Genomic DNA, 18554 nt, shown 5'->3' with positions numbered 1-18554 from the left:
ACATCCACGACCCGATTCTGTTGAGCGGCGGTTAAGAACTTTTTAATGGCCGTGCAGCATCCTTGCGGCTCCCGATCCGGGAGAAGAAAGAGTCACGATGCACATCCTGTTGGTGGAAGACGATGCAATGCTGGCCAGCGCCGTGGCCGCGGGCCTGAAGCAGAACGGCTGGAGCGTGGAATGCGCCGAAGATGCCGCCGCCGCGCGGCTGGCGCTGACCGATCACCACTTCACCGCGGTCCTGCTCGACCTGCAGTTGCCGGGCGCCTCGGGCCTGAGCGTGCTGACCTTCATGCGCGGCCGCTACGACGGCACCCCGGTGCTCATCGTCACCGCGCGCGACCAGCTCAGCGACCGCGTGCGCGGCCTGGATGCCGGCGCGGACGACTACCTCGTCAAGCCCTTTCAACTCGATGAGCTGTACGCGCGCCTGCGTGCGCTGACGCGCCGCAGCCAGGGCCGCGTGACCGAGGTGCTGACGGCCGGACAGGTCACGCTCGACCCCGCGCGGCGCGTGGTCACGCGGGCCAACGAGCCCGTGGCGCTCAGCGCCTACGAGTACCGCACGTTGCTGGCGCTGATGGAGCGCCAGCGCCGCGTCGTCACGCGCGACCAGCTCGAAGACATGATCTATGGCGACTCGGGAACCATCGAAAGCAACACCGTCGCGGTCTACGTCCACCAACTGCGGCGCAAGCTCGGCGAAGACCTCATCGCCACGGTGCACGGCTTCGGCTATCGCATCGGGGAGGCGCAGTCGTGAAGTCGTTGCGCACCCGTTTGCTGATCGCGCTGATGACTTCGATCCTGCTGTTCTGGTCCGGCTGGGGCCTGGTGATGTCGTGGACCATGTGGCGCGATCGCGTCGGCTTCGTCGACCGCACGCTGTCGGTCTCGGCGAACCTCGTGCTGTTGTCGATGCCGCCGAACATCGAGCTGCTGTTGGCCGCGCCGCCGGTCAAGCGCACGGTGGCGACGCCCCCGTCATTCGAGAGCGAGGTGGGCGTTGCATTCCAGGTCTGGGTGCGCGGGCGGAACGTGATGCGCAGCCCCGATGCGGCCGAGACACCGATGCGGGCCGACTTCACCGACGGCTATTCCCGCGAGCAGATCGGCGGAGAGAGCTTTCGCGTCTTTGCCGTCTCCGATCCCGCGCGCCACATCCATGTTCAAGTCAGTCGGCCGCTGACACGATGGCAGTCCGACCTGTGGAATGCCGTCCAGTTCGCCCTGCTCAATACGGCGGTGATGCTGACCCTGCTCGGCGCCACCATCTGGTGGGTCATCCGTTGGTCGTTCCGTCCGGTCATCGCGGTGCATGACGCGGTGCAGGCCAAGAAGGCGCTCGATTTCTCGCCACTGCCGCTGCAAGGGTTGCCGGTCGAGATGCGCCCGCTGATCGAGTCCTTCAACCGCCTGCTCGAGCGATTGCATCGCGCCGTCGAAGGCGAGCGCCGCTTCATCGCCGATGCCGCACACGAGCTGCGCACGCCGCTGGCGGCACTCGCCGCGCAGGCGCACGTCGCGCAGCGCGCGGGCAGCATCGCGGAGAAGAACGAGTCGCTGATGCAACTGGCCGCCGGCGTGGACCGCACCGCACGCCTGTCGGAGCAACTGCTCGCACTGGCACGGCTCGATGCCGCCACCGACACCGAGCGGCATGTGCCGCTGGAGCTGTCGCGACTGGTCGAGATCGTGGTGCGCGACTTCGAGAGTCTTGCGGCCCGCAAGGGCGTGCAGCTGTCGTTGATCGTCGAGCCCTGCACGGTCTGGGGCGATACCGACGAGATGGGCATCCTCTTGCGCAACCTCGTCGACAACGCGCTGCGCTTTACCTGCGACGGCGGAAGGATCGTCATCTCCTGCCGCCGCACGAACGCGAAGGGCGTGCGCGGCGTCTGCCTGCGCGTGGCCGACGACGGGCCCGGCATTCCCGCGTCCGAGCATGCGCGGATCTTCGAGCGCTTCTACCGGGTGCCGGGCGCGGGCCAGTCGGGCAGCGGCATCGGCCTTTCGCTGGTTGCGCGCATCGCCCAGACGCATGACGCGCGGATCGAGCTTGGCCAAGGCTTGCGCGGACGCGGCTTCGCCATCAGCGTCTGCTTTCCCGAATGGCTCGATCCGGCGGACGCGCTGGTCCGAAGCTGACAGCGCAGCCGCCCGCGCAGCCCGTGATGGAACTGCTGCTGGTCGCCGCGGCGGGTGCCCTGCAGACCATCGCTTTCGTGCACACGCAGGCCTGGTGGCTGCAGCTTGCGTGTTGCGGCTTTCTGGCGTGGCGTGTCTCGCGGCAGGCCAGCGCGGGCCGAGCTGGCCTGCTCGGTGCCGCCTATGGCGCTGCCTGGATGTGGGCGGGCGTGTGGTGGCTCCATGTCAGCATGCATCGCTACGGCGGCATGCCGGCGTGGCTGTCGGCGCTGTCCGTCGTGGCGTTCGGTGCTTTTCTATCGCTCTTCCTTGCGCTCGCGCTTGTGCTGTTTGCGCGCTGCCGAAGTGGCGAACCGCTACGCGACGCGCTGCGCTTCGGGGCGTTCTGGTTGCTCGCGGAACTGGGCCGGGGCGTGGCGCTCACCGGCTTCCCGTGGCTGGCCTCGGGCTACGCCCACGTGGACAGTCCCCTTGCCTCGCTCGCGCCGTGGGTGGGCGTGTATGGCGTCGGCGCCGTGGGCGCCACGCTCGCGGCGTGGAGCGTCTTTGCAACCATGCGGCGCCGGTCCCGCTGGCGTGGCGTGGCGACCGGCGCGCTCGTGCTCGGCGCGCTCGCGCTTCTCGGGCCTGCGCGTTTCACCGAGCCCACGGGCACATTGAGCGTGACCCTGCTTCAGGGCAACGTGGACCAGAGCGACAAGTTCTCCGCCAGAAAACAAGGCGGCGCACTCGCCTGGCACATGCATGCGTTGACGACGGCCCGCACCGACGTCGTGATCGCAGCCGAAACGGCGATCCCGTTCCTGCCGAAGGAGATGCCTGCCGACTTCTGGCCAGCGATCGACCAACGCTTCGCAACGGGCAGCACCCACGCCGTGTTCGGCCTGCCGCTGGGGGACGAAGGCACGGGCTATTCAAACTCGGCGATCGCATTGGCACCCGGCCGTCCGCACTACCGCTACGACAAGCACCACCTCGTGCCGCTGGGCGAGTTCACGCCGATCGGAATGCGCTGGTTCAAGCGCCTGCTCGACCTGCCCTTGGGTGAACTCAACGCAGGGCCCGCGCGTTCACCCGCCTTCGTCGTGCACGGCGAGCGCCTTGCCATGAGCATCTGCTACGAACAGCTGTTCGGCGAAGAACTCGCACTGCGCTTCGCCGATGCCGCCGATGAGCCGACGATGCTCGTCAACCTCGGCAACATCGCATGGTTTGGCGACACAGAGGCCATGCAGCAGGACCTGCAGATCGCCCGCATGCGGTCACTGGAGTTCGAGCGGCCGATGCTGCGCGCGGCCAACACGGGCGCCACCGTGGCCATCGATCACCGGGGCAAGGTTGCGTACGCGCTGCCCGCGCATGTGCAGGGGCAACTCGAAGCGAAGGTACAGGGGCGCACCGGAATAACGCCCTATGCGTGGTGGGCGAGCGCGTTCGGACTCTGGCCACTGTTCGCGCTGGCGTTGCTGCCAGTGCTGGCGCTGGTACCGTCGCTTCGGCCCGCGCGTGCGGCTGTCAGCGGCCGGTGAAGCCGAACACCCGCGCGATCCAGCATCTCTTCTTTCGAAAGAGCGTGATGCGCGGATGCAGGTCGGGCGGGTGCGGCGCGCCCGAAGCCGCCAGTGGCTGCTTCGCGTCGCGCCCGCCCACGGACGGCGATGTGCGGGTCCGGGTGCCGAGCCCTGCAAAAGGCATGGTCGGCGAAGGTATCTCTCGCATGGGGGTCTCCTGATGAGCCACTCGAGGCCCGTTGGTCCGGCCCGGTCGATCATCCGCTGTAGTTTTTATAAGTTCATTAAGGCGTCATGAAGCGCGCGGTGCCGCAGGCCGCCTCAAAAGCTGCGGCTGTACGTGAACAGCACCGCCGCGTTGCCGAGCGGCGCGATCTGTATCGAGTCCTGCTTCGTGATGCGGTAGCCCAGCGCCGGGATCACCAGCGGAGAGAAGCCGCCGAAGTTCAGCGGCACCTTTCTCTTGTACTGGCCCACGTAGCCATACATCAGGCCGGCGGTGAGCTTGGCGTAGAGCGACGGGTTGCCGAACAGGTTGTCCCAGCGATAGCCGTAGTAGGCATAGGCACTGGGCTGGCCGAAGGAGTTGCTGAAGAACCCGGCGCCCCAGAGCCAGTTGTCGGGCAGCCGGCGCTCGAGCCCGATCAGGTAGACGCTGCGGTGTTCCGGACTGCGGCTCCAGTGATAGGCATAGGGCGAGATCGTGAGCTCCCACTTGTCCGCGCTGTTGATGCCGCTCTCGGTGGGTGCGGGCGATGTCTGGGCGTGCACCTGCGAGGCCTGCAGCGCGATCAGGCCGATCAGCGCAAGCGAAGTCAGATGGCGGTGGCCCGCGGAAATTTTCATGTTGGGTTTCCTTGTTTCACCTCTCTCCCTGGTCGGCGGCCCACGCGTTTTTCTGGATCACGGCGCACCGAGGCGGCACCGTTCGAGGCCTGAAAGCGGAAGACCGCCCACAGCCACCCACAAACAGGAAAGCCCCTTTTCGGGGCTCTCGAACATGATCGGTAACCATGCCTTCTCGCACGGCGTGACGCGTTTGGCAGCCATGACTTTAGATGCCGAAGTGCGCGACTTCCTGAGTCGATCCTGAAGTTTTGCCCCGGAGTTTCTGCAACGGCGTTGCCACAAAAAGAAGCCACCGCCGCGGGCAAACCGGCATCGCGATGCGCGCGACCCTATGCCATCCGCCAACACCCAAGCACCTTTGCCGACCGGCGCGATGGCAGGGAAACACCTCAGCAAGTGGCCTGGAATTTGCTCTTACGCTTCCTTTCGTTTTGCTTTCAACACGTTCCGGAGCGCGCTCATGAATCACAAGTTCGGTATTGCCCTCGCGGGCCTCACCCTTGGTGCCGCGGCCTTCGCGCAGACCAAGTGGGACCTTCCCACCGCCTACCCGGCGACCAACTACCACACCGAAAACATCACGCAGTTCGCGAAAGACGTGGACGCCGCCACCGGCGGCAAAGTCAAGATCACGGTGCACGCCAACGCCTCGCTGTTCAAGGCGCCCGAGATCAAGCGCGCCGTGCAGAGCGGCCAGGCCCAGGCCGGCGAGATCCTCTTGGCCAACTACGCGAACGAGAACCCGATCTACGCGCTCGACGGCGTGCCCTTCCTGGCCACCACTTATCCCGAATCGAGAAAGCTCTACGACGCCTCGAAGCCCGCCATGGAAAAGCTGCTCGCGGCGCAGGGCATCAAGGTGCTGTTCGTGGTGCCATGGGCGCCGCAGGGCATCTATTCCAAGAAAGAGATCAGCTCGGTGGCCGACCTGCGCGGCATCAAGTGGCGCGCCTACAGTCCGGCCACCGCCAAGATCGCCGAACTCATCGGCGCGCAGCCGGTGCAGATCCAGCAGGCCGAACTCAGCGCGGCCATGGCCACCGGCGTGATCGAAAGCTACATGAGCTCGGGCTCGACCGGCTACGACACCAAGACCTACGAGCACATCAAGAACTTCTACGACACGCAGGCCTGGATTCCCAAGAACGCGATCCTGGTCAACGCCAAGGCCTTCGATGCGCTCGACGCCACCGCCAAGGCCGCCGTGACCAAGGCGGCCGCCGACGCCGAAGTGCGCGGCTGGAAGGTCGCGCAGGAAAAGAACGAAGAGTACAAGCGCCTCCTGGCCGAGCGCGGCATGAAGGTGCACAAGCCCTCGCCCAAGCTCGATGCCGACATGCGCCAGGTCGGCGGCATCATGCAGGTCGACTGGCTCAAGGCCGCCGGTGCCGATGGCGCAGCCATCGTCGACACCTACAAGAAAAAGTAGGCCATGCGCCGCTTCCTCGACCGCCTGTATGACGGTGCAGGCGCCTTGGGCGCGCTCTGCGTGTTCCTGATCTTCGTGCTGATGATCCTGGCCGGCGTGGGCCGGCAGATGAACTGGCATGTGAGCGGGCTCAACGACGTGGTGGCGTGGCTCTGCGCCGCCGCCGCGTTCTTCGCGATGGCGCATGCCTTCCGGCATGGCGACTTCGTGCGCGTGACGCTGCTGCTCGAAGCCGTGCCCCCCAAGACGCGGCGCGTGCTCGACGTGATGTGCCTGCTGGTCGCGGCGGTGTCGGTGTCGTACCTCACCTACTGGGCCACCAGCTTCACGTACGAGAGCTACGAGTTCGCCGAGATGGCGACGGGCCTGGTGGTCATTCCGATCTGGATTCCGCAGTCGACCTTCGTGATCGGCTGCTGGCTGCTGCTGATCGCCATGGTCGACGAGCTGGTCGGCGTGGTGCGCGGCGACAAGCCCAGCTACCAGCGCGCCATCGAGGAACGCCACGCAGCGGGCGACTTCTCCTCCGACGTCTGAGCCACGACCACCACTACAACAACAGCAACACAACAGCGACAAAGACACCCGATGTTCGAAAACCTCTGGATGGGCGCGCTGCTGCTCGGGATCATGCTGCTGCTCCTGGCGGGCGGCGTGTGGATCGCGATGACACTGGCCATCGTCGGCTGGGTCGGCCAGGCCTTCTTCACCAACACGCTGCCGGGCAAGAACCTGTTCTCTGCCTTCTGGGAAAGCAATGCGAGCTGGGAGCTCGCGGCGCTGCCGCTGTTCATCTGGATGGGCGAGATCCTTTTCAGGACCAAGCTCAGCGAGGAGATGTTCGAAGGTTTGCGCCCGTGGCTCAACCGCGTGCCGGGCCGGCTGATGCACACCACCATCCTCGGGTGCGGCGTGTTCGGCTCGGTCTCGGGCTCGTCGGCGGCCACCTGCGCGACCATCGCCAAGGTGGCGCTGCCCGAGCTCAAGCGCCGCGGCTACAACGAGAAGCTGGCCATCGGCTCGCTCGCTACGGCGGGCACGCTGGGCATCCTGATTCCGCCGTCGATCACGATGGTGGTGTACGCGGTGGCGGCCGACGCCTCGATCATCCGCATCTTCCTGGCCGGCTTCCTGCCGGGCTTTCTGCTGATGCTGCTGTTCTCGGGCTACATCGGCTGGTGGAGCCTGCGGCACCCCGACCAGGTGCCGCCGGCCGATCCGCCGACCACCTTCATGGAAAAGATCCGCCTCTCGGGCAACCTCATTCCGTGCGCGCTGCTGATCGTCTTCATCGTGTGGGTGCTGGTGGCGGGCTGGGCCACGGCCACCGAATGCGCGGCCTTCGGCGTGCTGGGCTCGCTGGCCATCGCGGCGTGGGGCCGCAGCCTCACGTGGAAGAACTTCAAGGACGGGATCATGGGCGCCACGCGCACCAGCTGCATGATCATGTTCATCCTGGCCGGCGCTGCGTTCCTCACCAAGACGATGGCCTTCACCGGCATTCCGCGCGAGCTGGCCGAGTGGGTCGACAGCATGCACCTGTCGCCCTATGCACTCATCGGCGCGCTGGTGCTGGTGTACCTGGTGCTGGGCACGGCGCTCGACGGTATCTCGATGATCGTGCTGACCAGCGCGGTGGTGCTGCCGATGATCCAGAAGGCGGGGTTCGACCTGATCTGGTTCGGCATCTTCATCGTGCTGCTGGTCGAGATCGCCGAGGTCACGCCGCCGGTGGGCTTCAACCTCTTCGTGCTGCAGAACATGACCGGGAAAGACAGCAACGTGATCGCCAGGGCGGCCATTCCGTTCTTCTTCTGCCTCGTGCTGTGCATTGCGCTCATCACGCTGTTCCCCAGCATCGTGACGATCCTGCCCGACCTCGTCATGGGCCGCGAGAAGTAGGCCCGGCGGGCTTCATCGGGCCGCTTGCGGATAATCGCGTCCCATGCTGCTGAACGCCCTCGTCATCTGCCTCGCCGCCTGCGTCGGCGCCCTCCTGCGCTGGGGTTTCGCGCTCTGGCTCAACCCGGGCAGCGTCATCCCCTGGGGCACGCTCGCGGTCAACCTGATCGGCGGCTACCTGATCGGGGTGGCCATCGGCTTCTTCAGCGGCCTGCCTGACATCAACCCTGCGTGGCGGCTCATGGTCATCACGGGCTTCCTGGGCACGCTCACCACCTTCTCCAGTTTCTCGGCGGAGGTGGTCGGCATGCTCGTCGGCGGCCGCTTCGGGCTGGCGCTGGGCACGATCGCGCTGCACCTGGGCGGCTCGCTCTGCATGACCTGGCTGGGCCTGCGCACCGTGCAGGCCTTCTCGGGTTGACCGCTTCATGAAAACCGCCTGATGTCCTGCGGTTATAGATAGAAGGCATATCAGGGTCGATCGATAGAATTAACCACAATGCCCCTGGTCTTTCTCGTCGCCCTCCCCTTCATTGCCAGCGTGCTGGCCGCGTTGATGCCGTCCAACGCGCGCAACAGGGAGTCGACCCTCGCGGGGCTCGTCGCACTCGGCTGCGCCATCCAGGCCGCATGGTTCTTTCCGCAGATCGCCCACGGCAAGGTGCTGCGGCAAGAGATCGAATGGCTGCCGGCCCTCGGCCTGAACCTCGTGTTCCGCATGGACGGCTTTGCATGGCTGTTCTGCATGCTGGTGCTGGGCATCGGCGCGCTGGTGGTGCTCTATGCGCGCTACTACATGTCGGCCTCCGACCCGGTGCCGCGCTTCTTCTCGTTCTTCCTCGCGTTCATGGGCGCGATGATGGGCGTGGTGCTCTCGGGCAACCTCATCCAGATGGTGCTGTTCTGGGAGCTCACCAGCCTGTTCTCCTTCTTGCTGATCGGCTACTGGCACCACCGGCGCGACGCGCGGCGCGGGGCGCGCATGGCGCTCACCGTCACCGGTGCGGGCGGGCTCTGCCTGCTGGCCGGCGTGCTGGTGCTGGGCCGCATCGTCGGCAGCTACGACCTCGACGTGGTGCTGGCCTCGGGCGACCTGATCCGCGCGCATGCGCTGTACCCGGTCGCGCTGGTGCTGGTGCTGCTCGGCGCCTTCACCAAGAGCGCGCAGTTCCCGTTCCACTTCTGGCTGCCGCGCGCCATGGCCGCGCCCACGCCGGTGTCGGCCTACCTGCACTCGGCCACCATGGTCAAGCTCGGCGTGTTCCTCATGGCGCGGCTGTGGCCCGTGCTGTCGGGCACCGAGCAGTGGTTCTGGATGGTCGGCGGCGCCGGCGCGATCACGCTGCTGCTCGGCGGCTTTGCCGCGATGTTCCAGCGCGACCTGAAAGCGCTGCTGGCCTACTCGACCATCTCGCACCTCGGGCTCATCACGCTGCTGCTGGGCCTGAACAGCCCGCTGGCGGCGGTGGCGGCGGTCTTCCACGTGATGAACCACGCGACCTTCAAGGCGTCGCTCTTCATGGCGGCCGGCATCATCGACCACGAGACCGGCACGCGCGACATCCGCAAGCTCAGCGGCCTGATGCGGCTCATGCCAATCACGGGCACGCTGGCCATCATCGCCAGCGCCTCGATGGCCGGCGTGCCCTTGCTCAACGGCTTTCTCTCGAAGGAAATGTTCTTCGCCGAAACGGTCTTCATCCAGGCCACGCCCTGGGTCGATTTCAGCCTGCCCGTCATCGCCACCCTCGCGGGCATCTTCAGCGTGGCGTATTCGGCGCGCTTCGTGTTCGACGTGTTCTTCGGCCCGCCCTGTGGCGACGACGTGCCCAAGCACCCGCACGAGCCGCCACACTGGATGCGCGTGCCGGTCGAGCTGCTGGTGCTGCTGTGCCTGGTGGTGGGCGTGGCGCCGGCCTGGTCCGTCGGCCCGATGCTGGCGGCCGCTGCCACGCCGGTGGTCGGCGGCACGCTGCCCGACTACAGCCTGGCCGTGTGGCACGGCTTCAACCTGCCGCTCCTGATGAGCTTCGTGGCGCTGGCGGGCGGCGCCGCGCTGTACCTGCTGCAGCGCCGCCGGCGCGCGGCGGGCGGCCTCGAGAACACGCCGCTGCTGCACCGCTTCGACGGCCAGGTGATCTTCGAGCACCTCATTGCGCTGCTGAGCGAGGCCGGCCGCCGCAGCCGCCGCCTCTTCGGCACCAAGCGCATGCAGTGGCAGTTGCTGCTGCTGGTGGTGGTGGCCATCGCGGGCGCGACCGCTTCCCTGTGGCTCACGCCCGCCGCGCCCGGCACGCGCGAGCTGCTGCCCTTCTCGCCGATGTTCGCCATGACCTGGCTCATCGGCGGCACCTGCGCGGTGGCGGCCGCGTGGCAGGCCAAGTTCCATCGGCTGGCGGCGCTGATGCTGGCGGCGGCCGCGGGCCTGGTCTCGTGCGTCACCTACATCTGGTTCTCGGCCCCCGACCTCGCGCTGACCCAACTGGTGGTCGAGGCCGTGACCACCGTGCTGATCCTGCTGGGCCTGCGCTGGCTGCCGATGCGCAGCAAGGACGTGGTGCAACCCGCTCGCGCACGGCTCAAGCCCTGGGGCCGCCGCGGCCGCGACCTGCTGATCGCCGCCATCGCAGGCAGCGGCATGGCCGCACTGGCCTGGGCCATGATGACGCGCACCTTCCCGCAAAGCATCTCGCCGTTCTTCCTCGAGCGCGCGCTCACCGAGGGCGGCGGCACCAACGTGGTCAACGTGATGCTGGTCGACTTCCGCGGCTTCGACACCTTCGGCGAGATCACCGTGCTGGGCATCGTGGCGCTCACGGTGTATGCGCTGCTGCGGCGCTTCCGCCCCGCCATCGAATCGATGGCGCTGCCGATCCAGCAGCGGCTGCAGGCCGACGACGGCAGCAGCGACCTGCTGAACCCGCGCCGCGCCAAGGACACGGCCGTCGGCTACCTGATGGTGCCGGCCGTGCTGGTGCGGCTGCTGCTGCCGATCTCGGTGCTGGTGTCGGTCTACTTCTTCATGCGCGGCCACAACGCGCCGGGCGGCGGCTTCGTCGCGGGGCTGGTGATGTCGGTCGCGCTGGTGCTGCAGTTCATCGTGTCGGGCACCGAATGGGTGGAAGAGCACCTTCGCATCTACCCGCGCCGCTGGATCGCCATCGGCCTGCTGCTGGCGCTGGCCACCGGTGGCGGGGCGGTGTTCTTCGGCTACCCGTTCCTCACCACGCACACCGCGCACCTGCACCTGCCATTGCTGGGCGACGTGCACGTGCCCAGCGCCCTCTTCTTCGACATCGGCGTGTTCGCGCTGGTGCTCGGCGCCACCATGCTGATCCTGACCGCGCTGGCTCACCAGTCGATCCGTAGCCACCGCTGGGCCGACGAGCAGGCCGAAAAAGAAGCCGAAGCCGCCGCCGCAGAGGGAGGAACCCGCTGATGGAAATCGTGCTCGCACTCGCCATCGGCGTGCTCACCGGCTCCGGCGTCTACATGCTGCTGCGCCCGCGCACCTTCCAGGTCATCATGGGCCTGACGCTGATCTCCTACGCGGTCAATCTCTTCATCTTCAGCATGGGGCGGCTCAAGGTCGACAGCGAGCCGGTGCTCATCAAGGGGCTGACCGCCACGCTGGCCAACACGGCCGACCCGATGCCGCAGGCACTGGTGCTCACCGCCATCGTGATCGGCTTCGCGATGACGGCGCTCTTCCTCGTCGTGATGCTCGCCTCGCGCGGCCTCACCGGCACCGACCACGTGGACGGTGAAGAACGGCAGGAGGCGGAGTGAAAGAAATCTTCCACCTGCTCGACCAGCTGCTCGAGTTCAGCATGCCGCATCTCGTGGCGGTGCCGATCCTCGTGCCCATGCTCACGGCCGCGCTCATGCTGCTGCTGGGCGAGAACCGCCGGCGCGCCAAGTCGGCCCTGAGCGTGGTCTCGGGCCTCGTCGGCCTGCTGGCCGCACTGGCGCTGCTGCGCTGGGTGAACGCGCCCGACACCGGCGGTGGCCCCGGCTCCATCGGCGTCTACCTGCCGGGCAACTGGCGCGCGCCCTTCGGCATCGTGCTGGTGGCCGACCGGCTCTCGACCATGATGGTGGCGCTCACCGGCGTGATCGCCTTTGCCGCATCGATCTACTCCACCTCGCGCTGGGACCGCGCGGGCGTGCATTTCCACCCGCTGCTGCAGCTGCAGCTCATGGGCCTGAACGGCGCCTTCCTCACAGGTGACCTGTTCAACCTGTTCGTGTTCTTCGAGGTGATGCTCGCGGCCTCCTACGGCCTGCTGCTGCACGGCTCGGGCCGGCTGCGCGTGCAGGCAGGGCTGCACTACATCGCGATCAACCTCGCGGCCTCCTCGCTGTTCCTGATCGGCGCGGCCATCCTGTACGGCGTGACCGGCACGCTCAACATGGCCGACCTGGGCATGCGCATCGCCGAGCTTGCGCCGGGCGACCGTGGCCTGGTGCACGCGGCCACGGCGATTCTCTTCACCGCCTTCTTCGCCAAGGCGGGCGCATGGCCGCTCAACTTCTGGCTGGTGCCGGCCTACAGCTCGGCGGTCTCGCCGGTCGGCGCGGTGTTCGCGCTGCTCACCAAGCTCGGCGTCTACACCGTGCTGCGACTGTGGACGGTGCTCTTCGCACCCGACACCGGCGCGTCGGCCGCCTTCGGCCAGCCGGTGCTGGTCGGCGCGGGCATCGCCACGCTGTTCGTGGCGGCCATGGGCATCGTCGGCACGCAGCGGCTGTCCAACCTCGCGGGCTTCAGCGTGCTGATCTCGGCCGGCACGCTGCTCGCCGCGGTGGGGCTGGGGCAGCCGGCCGTGTGGGCGGGCGCGCTCTTCTACATGCTGAGCTCCACCCTTGCGGTGAGCGCCTTCTTCCTGCTGATCGACATGATCGAGCGCTGGCGCAACGCCGGCATCAGCGTGGCGCCGCACGAGGCCGCGGGCAACGCGCCCTTCCTGGCCGAGGACCTGAGCGCGCTGAGCGACGTGAACCTCGACGACGATGCACAGGCGCTCTACGGCCGTGCGATCCCGGCCGGCGTCGCATTCCTCGGCCTGAGCTTCATGATCTGCACGCTGCTGCTGACCGGCCTGCCGCCGCTGTCGGGCTTCGTCGGCAAGTTCGCAATGCTCTCGGGCCTGATGGGCGGCAGCGGCGCGATCGGCGCGGCCGGCTGGACCTTCCTGGTGCTGCTGATCGCTTCCGGCTTCCTCGCCTTGATCGCACTGACCCGCACCGGCATCCGGCATTTCTGGACCCAGCCGCATGGCAACCTCCCTTCACTGCCCGCGCTCGAGGTGCTGCCGGTGGCCGGGCTGATCGTCGCCTGCATCGCGCTCACCGTCTGGGCCGAACCGGTGCTGCGCCACGCGATGGCCACGGCAGAGGGCCTGCGCACGCCCACAGCCTACCGTGCGGCAGTGATGGAGGCGCGGCAGGTGCCCAACCCTGCGCCTGCGGCCAAGACCGACGACAAGACCGAAGGAAAGGGCGGCACGCCATGAGACGCCTGATCCCCTCTCCGCCCCTGTCCCTGGCGCTGCTCGTCATCTGGCTGCTGCTCAACCAGTCGCTCGAGGCGAGCACGCTGCTGACGGGCGTGCTGCTCGCCATCGCCGTGCCGCTGCTGACCCAGAGCCTGCGGCCCGCCACGGTGCGCATGCGCCGCCCCGGCGTAGCGCTGCGGCTGGCGGCCGTCGTGCTCTACGACATGTCGGCGTCGGTGTTCGCGGTGGCGCGCGCGCTGCTCACGCGCCGCAGCGAACGCATCCAGGCGAGCTTCGTGCGCATACCGCTCGACATGCGCGACCCCAACGGGCTCGCGGTGCTCGCGATGATCATGTGCCTCACGCCCGGCACCGCCTGGGGCGAGCTGGCCTTCGACCGCAGCACCCTGCTGATCCACGTGTTCGACCTCGAGGACGAGGCGGCCTTCATCGCGCAGATCAAGACCCGCTACGAACGTCCGCTGATGGAGATCTTCGAATCATGACGCCCATCCTTTTCTGGTCGCTCAAGTTCGCGCTGTTCCTGCTGGCGGTGGCCATGCTCTGCGCCGTCGCGCGCCTGTTGATCGGCCCCTCGGCGCAAGACCGCGTGATGGCGCTGGACTGCCTCTACATCAACGGCATGCTGATGATGCTGGTGCTGGGCATCGTCTACGCGAGCGACGTGTACTTTGCCGCCGCCATGCTGATCGCGCTGTTCGGCTTCGTGAGCTCGACGGCCATGGCCAAGTTCCTGCTGCGCGGGGAGGTGATCGAATGAGCGCCGCGCCAGGCCGCCCCATGCGGGCTCGCACCGCGGTGCGAAGCACGGAGGTATTCCGATGAACGACTTCATCGCGGGCCCGCTGCCGCTGTGGGCCCAGATCGTCACCGCCGTCTTCGCGGTGCTGGGGGCGGCGTTCGCCGCCATCGGCTCCTTCGGCCTTGTGCGGCTGCCGACCTTCTTCAGCCGCATCCATGCGCCCACGCTGGGGGCCACCGGAGGCGTGTGGTCGATGACGGTCGCCACCATCGTGTACTTCTCGGCGCAGGGCCACAGCCTCTCGCTGCACGGGGTGCTGATCGTGCTGTTCGTGGCGCTCACCACGCCGGTCACCACCATCTTCCTGATGCGCGCCGCCTTGTTCCGCGAACGGCAGAAGAACAGCGACGTGCCGCCGCCCTCGCCTTCGGACCAGGGCCCGATCCCGCCCTACGAGGGCTGACCGAAAGAAGGCTGCCGCGAAATCACGCGGCCAGCAGCCGCGCCTTGGCCTGCGCCACTTCCACCTCGCGCGGCAGCGTCACCGCGTTCTTCACCGCCAGGATCTCGGCCATCACGCTCACCGCGATCTCCGGCGGCGTCTTGCTGCCGATGTAGATGCCGATCGGCCCGCGCAACCGTGCGAGCGACTCGTCGGTCTGGTCGAAGTGCTCGATCATCCGCTCGCGCCGTGCATCGGCATTGCGCCGCGAGCCGATGGCACCGACGTAGAAGGCCTCGCTCTGCAACGCTTCGAGCAGTGCCAGATCGTCGAGCTTCGGGTCGTGCGTGAGCGCGACCACGCAGCTGCGGCGGTCGGGCTTGAAGGCCAGCACCGCGTCGTCGGGCATCTCGGTCGTGATGTGCACGCCGGACAACGACCATGCGGTGCGGTACTCGGCGCGCGGGTCGCACAGCGTCACGGCAAAGCCGCTGAACTTGGCCATGGTCGCGAGGTACTCGGCGAGCTGGCCGGCACCGATCAGCAGCATGCGGTACTCGGGGCCGAAGGTGTTGGTCAGTTCGGTGTCGTTCACCGTGAGTTCGTCGGGTGCCGTCGCTTCCGCGAGTTCGACGACCCCGCTGGCCAACGCGACCGTGCGCCGCATGAGCCGGCCCTGTTCGAGCTGCGTCACCAGCGTGTCGAGCGCATCGGCGTCGGGCGCGTATTCGAGCAGCAGCTCCAGCGTGCCGCCGCAGGGCAGGCCGAAGCGGTGCGCCTCGTCGGCCGTGATGCCGTACTTCACGAGCGCGGGCGGCGCGCCCAGCGGCACGTCTTCGCCCTTGCCATGGGCATGGCTGTAGCGCGCGATCAGGTCGTCTTCGATGCAACCGCCCGAGACCGAGCCGACCACCGCGCCGTCTTCGGCCAGCGCCATGATCGAGCCGACCGGCCGCGGCGACGAGCCCCAGGTGCGCACCACGGTGGCCAGCAGCGCACGCTTGCCGGCGCGCCGCCAGTCGCGCAGCGTGCGCAGCACCATGACGTCGAGGTTTTCCATGGCGCGACCTGTGCGGCTAGCTGGCGTCGCCCGGCGTGGCGGGCGCGTCCTTGTCGTCTTTCTTGCCCAGGCCGATCTTCTTCATCAGGCCCGACATGACGCCGGTTTTTTCCGCCGGTGCCTCGGCCGCTTCTGCGGCAGGCGCGGGTGGCGGGCCGTAGCGGCTTTGCATCTCGGCCTCGAAGCGCTTGAAGAAGTCGTCGGCCGTGGACTTGGCCGCACCGTCGATCAGGCGCTGGCCGAGCTGGGCGATCTTGCCGCCGACCTGGGCCTGCACGGTGTAGTCGAGCTCGCAACCGGCCGGGGGCGAAGCGGCCCCGGCTTCATGGGCGATGGCGGCGTCGGCCTGCACGTCAGCCGCGACGGCCGCAGGAGCGGCTGCACCGGCCAGCGGCTTCAGCGTGACGCTCGACGAGCCCTTGGCAAAGCCGGCCACGCCGCCCTGCCCCTCGAAGGTGAGCTTGTAGCCATCGGGCGCCACGATGTCCGACAGCATCACCTTGCCGTTGAATTTGGCCGACACCGGGCCGATCTTGACCGCGAGCGCGACGCTGTAGGTGTTGTCGCCCGTCAGTTCGAACTTGTCGCAGCCGGGAATGCACTTCTTCAGCGTTTCAGGGTCGTTGAGCGCTTCCCAGGCCTGTTGTTGCGTGACGCCGAGATGGCGGTTTCCGAGCATTTCCATCGTGTCTTCCTTGGTTCTTTCTGGCTGGCGTTGCGGGTGTGGCTGGCCTGGCTGGCCCGGCTATCGGCCAGACCGCATGAGGGCCGCGAGGCTGGCGGCCAGCTGTTCGAGCGCACTGAGATTGTGGACCGCCAGCATCGCGTCCGCTTGCCGGTGCAGCACGCTGGCCCCACGCGCCAGAGGGGCGTAGCCCTCGAAGCGCAGCAGCGGGTTGAGCCACAGCAGGCGGCGCGAATGGCGCTTGAGCCACAGCAGTTCGTCTTCGAGCATGGCGGGCTCGCCGGTGTCCAGCCCGTCGCTGATCACCAGCACCAGCGTGCGGCGGCCGATCAGGCGGCGGGCGTGAGAACGGCGCAGCTCGGCCAGCGAACTGCCCAGCCGCGTGCCACCCGCGAAATCGTCGATGGCGAGGCTCGCGGCACCGAGCATGGCGTCGGTGTCGGCCAGCCGGAAGGCCGGCGTCAGGTCGGTCAGCCGGGTGCCGAAGGCGAACACGTCGCGCCGACCAGCCCGCCGCGTGGCCGCGTGAAGAAACGCGAGCAGCAGCCGCGCATAGCGCTCCATCGAGCCCGACACATCGACCAGCACCAGCAGCGGCAAGGGCTGCTCGCGCCGGGCCAGCCGTGGCAGGCGCAGGATCTCGCCGCCGGTGCGCGCGGCTTCGTGCAGCACGCCGGGCCAGTGCATGCGCGCATGCTGCTGGCCCGCATCGCTGGCCACGCGCAGGCGGCGCGAAGGCAGCGCGGGAATGGGTAGGCGGATGTCGCGCGCCAGCCGCTCGACCAGCCGGTACTCGGAAGCGCCGAGCGCGTTGAAGTCCGCATGCTGCAGGCGCTGGCGGTCGCTCGATGTCATGGCGGCATCGAACTCGACCTCCTTGTCGGGCTTGGCCGCGAGCGCGGGCCTGGCCGGGTCGCGCGGTGCGGTGAGGGCCTCGCGCACGCGCGGCCGCCGCTTCGAAGGCTCGGCCTTGCCCTCGGCGCTGGGCAGCATCTGGGCGAGCAGCTTGTTGGCCAGTTCGGGGTCGCGAAACCACGCGTCGAACAGCTCGCGGAACACCATGCGGTCTTGCTCGCGGCTCACCATGACGGCTTCCATCGCAGCACTCAAATCGAGCTTGTCTTCGACGCCGATCAGCGTGGCGGCCTCGGCGGCGAGCGCGATGCGCATGGCGTCGGTGCGCACGCCCGCGCGGCGCAAGGCACGGCCGAAGGCGGTGATGTTGCCGGCGAGCTTGCCGCTGCGGACGTCGCCGAGTTGCTGGATGCCGGTCATGCGATGGATGGCGCCGCCGCGGTTCAGCGCGCGGCGGGCTCCTCGGGTCGCAGCAGGTCGGACGCCAGCTCTTGCGTGAGCGCGGCCACGTCGTCGCGCTGCTTGAACAGGATGCCAGCGGTGTCGACCACCACTTCGGGGTCGAGCTCGACGGTGTCGAGCGCGATCAGCGCCCTCGCCCACTCGACGCTTTCGGCAATGCCCGGCGCGCGCTGGAAGGCATTGACGAACGGCGCCTCGCGCAGCCGGGCGACAAAGGCCGACACCTGGGCCGAGAGCTTCTCGCCGGCCTGCGGCACCTGGGCGCGCACGATGGCCAGCTCGCGTTCGCGTTCGGGGTAGTCGAGCCAGTGATAGAGGCAGCGCCGCTTGACCGCATCGTTGAGCTCGCGCGTGCGGTTGCTGGTGAGGATGGTGACGGGTGGCACCACCGCGCGCACCGTGCCCAGCTCGGGAATGCTGACCTGGTACTCGCCGAGGTATTCGAGCAGGAAGGCCTCGAAAGGCTCGTCGGCACGGTCCACTTCGTCGATCAGCAGCACGGCGCCGGGTGCTGGCGTCTGCAAGGCTTGCAGCAGCGGGCGGCGGATCAGGTAGTGCGGCTGGTAGACCTCGGCTTCCACATCGCGCGCCGCGCCCGTGGCCTCGGCCGCACGCATGTGCAGCAACTGCGCCGCGTAGTTCCACTCATAGAGGGCTTCGCGCTGCTCCAGGCCGTCGTAGCACTGAAGGCGCAGCAACTCGCGGTTGAGCGCCTTCGACAGCGCCTTGGCCAGCTCGGTCTTGCCGACGCCGGGCTCGCCTTCGAGCAGCAGCGGGCGCTGCAGCTTGAGCGCCAGGAACACGGCCGTGGCCAGGCGGCGGTCGGCGAAGTAGCCGGCCTGCACCAACCCGTCGGAGAGGGAATCGATGGTCGGAAAGATCATGGCGAAGCGTAGCGGAAGACGCGAGCTTTTCGCGCCTTCCGGCTCCTGTAGGGCCGCCCTGGCTTC

19 protein-coding genes are annotated in these 18554 nt (G+C 67.9%); 13 read left to right on the top strand and 6 right to left on the bottom strand.

Translation table 11 applies throughout. From position 1 onward, the window contains the following. Nucleotides 1-97 precede the first annotated feature (97 nt). The 3 genes from BLQ28_RS01510 to lnt are packed head-to-tail and all read left to right on the top strand — an operon-like array spanning nt 98 to nt 3677. Nucleotides 98-763, top strand: coding sequence for a response regulator transcription factor (locus BLQ28_RS01510; RefSeq protein ID WP_093236796.1), 666 nt, complete (start codon nt 98-100; stop codon nt 761-763). After that, nucleotides 760-2148, top strand: a complete 1389-nt coding sequence (locus BLQ28_RS01505) for an ATP-binding protein (protein WP_093236795.1) — start codon at nt 760-762, stop codon at nt 2146-2148. Before BLQ28_RS01510 ends, BLQ28_RS01505 begins: the two co-directional genes overlap by 4 nt. Beyond that, the gene (lnt, locus tag BLQ28_RS01500; RefSeq protein WP_093236794.1) at nt 2112-3677 is read left to right on the top strand and encodes an apolipoprotein N-acyltransferase; all 1566 of its coding nucleotides are present in this window, start codon (nt 2112-2114) and stop codon (nt 3675-3677) included. Before BLQ28_RS01505 ends, lnt begins: the two co-directional genes overlap by 37 nt. On the opposite strand, the gene BLQ28_RS01495 is transcribed toward lnt, so the two are convergent. Continuing rightward, nucleotides 3664-3867 carry a hypothetical protein gene (locus tag BLQ28_RS01495; RefSeq protein ID WP_143012396.1) on the bottom strand — a complete coding sequence of 68 codons (204 nt, stop codon included), beginning with the start codon at nt 3865-3867 and terminating at the stop codon, nt 3664-3666. The two genes, lnt and BLQ28_RS01495, sit on opposite strands and share 14 nt — an antisense overlap. A gap of 113 nt (nt 3868-3980) precedes the next feature. Continuing rightward, nucleotides 3981-4505 (bottom strand): hypothetical protein, encoded by a 525-nt coding sequence (locus BLQ28_RS01490; RefSeq protein ID WP_093236792.1) that lies wholly within the window; start codon nt 4503-4505, stop codon nt 3981-3983. 463 nt (nt 4506-4968) lie between these two features. Here BLQ28_RS01490 and BLQ28_RS01485 point away from each other — a divergent pair, with 463 nt between their 5' ends. The 10 genes from BLQ28_RS01485 to mnhG all read left to right on the top strand — a co-directional run bounded on the left by BLQ28_RS01485 (nt 4969) and on the right by mnhG (nt 14563). Further along, nucleotides 4969-5937 carry a TRAP transporter substrate-binding protein gene (locus BLQ28_RS01485; RefSeq protein ID WP_093236791.1) on the top strand — a complete coding sequence of 323 codons (969 nt, stop codon included), beginning with the start codon at nt 4969-4971 and terminating at the stop codon, nt 5935-5937. 3 nt (nt 5938-5940) lie between these two features. After that, nucleotides 5941-6474 carry a TRAP transporter small permease gene (locus BLQ28_RS01480; RefSeq protein WP_093236790.1) on the top strand — a complete coding sequence of 178 codons (534 nt, stop codon included), beginning with the start codon at nt 5941-5943 and terminating at the stop codon, nt 6472-6474. Nucleotides 6475-6525: 51 nt separating this feature from the next. Further along, a complete protein-coding gene (locus BLQ28_RS01475; protein WP_176800982.1) occupies nt 6526-7839 on the top strand; it encodes a TRAP transporter large permease in 1314 nt (437 codons plus the stop codon). Nucleotides 7840-7882: 43 nt separating this feature from the next. After that, the gene (gene crcB / locus BLQ28_RS01470) at nt 7883-8260 is read left to right on the top strand and encodes a fluoride efflux transporter CrcB (RefSeq protein WP_093236789.1); all 378 of its coding nucleotides are present in this window, start codon (nt 7883-7885) and stop codon (nt 8258-8260) included. Between the two features lie 78 nt (nt 8261-8338). After that, nucleotides 8339-11278 (top strand): monovalent cation/H+ antiporter subunit A, encoded by a 2940-nt coding sequence (locus BLQ28_RS01465; protein ID WP_093236788.1) that lies wholly within the window; start codon nt 8339-8341, stop codon nt 11276-11278. Beyond that, nucleotides 11278-11628, top strand: coding sequence for a Na+/H+ antiporter subunit C (locus BLQ28_RS01460; protein ID WP_093236787.1), 351 nt, complete (start codon nt 11278-11280; stop codon nt 11626-11628). Before BLQ28_RS01465 ends, BLQ28_RS01460 begins: the two co-directional genes overlap by 1 nt. Before the next feature lie 41 nt (nt 11629-11669). Continuing rightward, on the top strand, nt 11670-13355 hold the full coding sequence (locus BLQ28_RS01455; protein WP_093237646.1) for a monovalent cation/H+ antiporter subunit D: 1686 nt from the start codon (nt 11670-11672) through the stop codon (nt 13353-13355). Further along, the gene (locus tag BLQ28_RS01450) at nt 13352-13843 is read left to right on the top strand and encodes a Na+/H+ antiporter subunit E (RefSeq protein ID WP_093236786.1); all 492 of its coding nucleotides are present in this window, start codon (nt 13352-13354) and stop codon (nt 13841-13843) included. Before BLQ28_RS01455 ends, BLQ28_RS01450 begins: the two co-directional genes overlap by 4 nt. Continuing rightward, entirely contained in the window at nt 13840-14118 is a 279-nt protein-coding gene (locus BLQ28_RS01445; RefSeq protein ID WP_019654754.1) for a K+/H+ antiporter subunit F, read from the top strand. Before BLQ28_RS01450 ends, BLQ28_RS01445 begins: the two co-directional genes overlap by 4 nt. Nucleotides 14119-14179: 61 nt before the next feature. After that, complete coding sequence (gene mnhG / locus BLQ28_RS01440; RefSeq protein WP_093236785.1) at nt 14180-14563, top strand: monovalent cation/H(+) antiporter subunit G; 384 nt, start codon at nt 14180-14182, stop codon at nt 14561-14563. A gap of 22 nt (nt 14564-14585) precedes the next feature. Here the strand turns inward: mnhG and BLQ28_RS01435 are convergent, their stop codons facing one another. Genes BLQ28_RS01435 through BLQ28_RS01420 form a run of 4 tightly spaced genes read right to left on the bottom strand, consistent with a single transcriptional unit; the run spans nt 14586 to nt 18488 of the window. Beyond that, nucleotides 14586-15602 (bottom strand): XdhC family protein, encoded by a 1017-nt coding sequence (locus tag BLQ28_RS01435; RefSeq protein WP_093236784.1) that lies wholly within the window; start codon nt 15600-15602, stop codon nt 14586-14588. 16 nt (nt 15603-15618) lie between these two features. Then, complete coding sequence (locus BLQ28_RS01430; RefSeq protein WP_093236783.1) at nt 15619-16287, bottom strand: SRPBCC family protein; 669 nt, start codon at nt 16285-16287, stop codon at nt 15619-15621. 60 nt (nt 16288-16347) lie between these two features. Next, entirely contained in the window at nt 16348-17562 is a 1215-nt protein-coding gene (locus tag BLQ28_RS01425; protein ID WP_093236782.1) for a vWA domain-containing protein, read from the bottom strand. A 23-nt stretch (nt 17563-17585) separates the two neighbouring features. Beyond that, nucleotides 17586-18488: an AAA family ATPase gene (locus BLQ28_RS01420; protein ID WP_093236781.1), complete on the bottom strand. Its 903-nt coding sequence runs from the start codon at nt 18486-18488 to the stop codon at nt 17586-17588. Nucleotides 18489-18554 lie beyond the last annotated feature (66 nt).

This window comes from Variovorax sp. EL159, from assembly GCF_900100965.1.
In the GTDB taxonomy this organism is placed as follows: Bacteria; Pseudomonadota; Gammaproteobacteria; order Burkholderiales; family Burkholderiaceae_C; genus Variovorax.
The sequence above is the reverse complement of the archived record's forward strand: the minus strand, read 5'-3'. Positions and strand labels throughout refer to the sequence as shown.

Excerpts from the sequence above, each read along its gene's own strand:
- BLQ28_RS01510 (WP_093236796.1), top strand. The coding sequence starts at position 98 with ATGCACATCCTGTTGGTGGAAGACGATGCAATGCTGGCCAGCGCCGTG.
- lnt (WP_093236794.1), top strand. The coding sequence starts at position 2,112 with ATGGCTCGATCCGGCGGACGCGCTGGTCCGAAGCTGACAGCGCAGCCG.
- BLQ28_RS01495 (WP_143012396.1), bottom strand. The coding sequence starts at position 3,867 with ATGCGAGAGATACCTTCGCCGACCATGCCTTTTGCAGGGCTCGGCACC.
- BLQ28_RS01490 (WP_093236792.1), bottom strand. The coding sequence starts at position 4,505 with ATGAAAATTTCCGCGGGCCACCGCCATCTGACTTCGCTTGCGCTGATC.
- BLQ28_RS01485 (WP_093236791.1), top strand. The coding sequence starts at position 4,969 with ATGAATCACAAGTTCGGTATTGCCCTCGCGGGCCTCACCCTTGGTGCC.
- BLQ28_RS01480 (WP_093236790.1), top strand. The coding sequence starts at position 5,941 with ATGCGCCGCTTCCTCGACCGCCTGTATGACGGTGCAGGCGCCTTGGGC.
- BLQ28_RS01475 (WP_176800982.1), top strand. The coding sequence starts at position 6,526 with ATGTTCGAAAACCTCTGGATGGGCGCGCTGCTGCTCGGGATCATGCTG.
- crcB (WP_093236789.1), top strand. The coding sequence starts at position 7,883 with ATGCTGCTGAACGCCCTCGTCATCTGCCTCGCCGCCTGCGTCGGCGCC.
- BLQ28_RS01465 (WP_093236788.1), top strand. The coding sequence starts at position 8,339 with ATGCCCCTGGTCTTTCTCGTCGCCCTCCCCTTCATTGCCAGCGTGCTG.
- BLQ28_RS01460 (WP_093236787.1), top strand. The coding sequence starts at position 11,278 with ATGGAAATCGTGCTCGCACTCGCCATCGGCGTGCTCACCGGCTCCGGC.
- BLQ28_RS01455 (WP_093237646.1), top strand. The coding sequence starts at position 11,670 with ATGCCGCATCTCGTGGCGGTGCCGATCCTCGTGCCCATGCTCACGGCC.
- BLQ28_RS01450 (WP_093236786.1), top strand. The coding sequence starts at position 13,352 with ATGAGACGCCTGATCCCCTCTCCGCCCCTGTCCCTGGCGCTGCTCGTC.
- BLQ28_RS01445 (WP_019654754.1), top strand. The coding sequence starts at position 13,840 with ATGACGCCCATCCTTTTCTGGTCGCTCAAGTTCGCGCTGTTCCTGCTG.
- mnhG (WP_093236785.1), top strand. The coding sequence starts at position 14,180 with ATGAACGACTTCATCGCGGGCCCGCTGCCGCTGTGGGCCCAGATCGTC.
- BLQ28_RS01435 (WP_093236784.1), bottom strand. The coding sequence starts at position 15,602 with ATGGAAAACCTCGACGTCATGGTGCTGCGCACGCTGCGCGACTGGCGG.
- BLQ28_RS01430 (WP_093236783.1), bottom strand. The coding sequence starts at position 16,287 with ATGGAAATGCTCGGAAACCGCCATCTCGGCGTCACGCAACAACAGGCC.
- BLQ28_RS01425 (WP_093236782.1), bottom strand. The coding sequence starts at position 17,562 with ATGACCGGCATCCAGCAACTCGGCGACGTCCGCAGCGGCAAGCTCGCC.
- BLQ28_RS01420 (WP_093236781.1), bottom strand. The coding sequence starts at position 18,488 with ATGATCTTTCCGACCATCGATTCCCTCTCCGACGGGTTGGTGCAGGCC.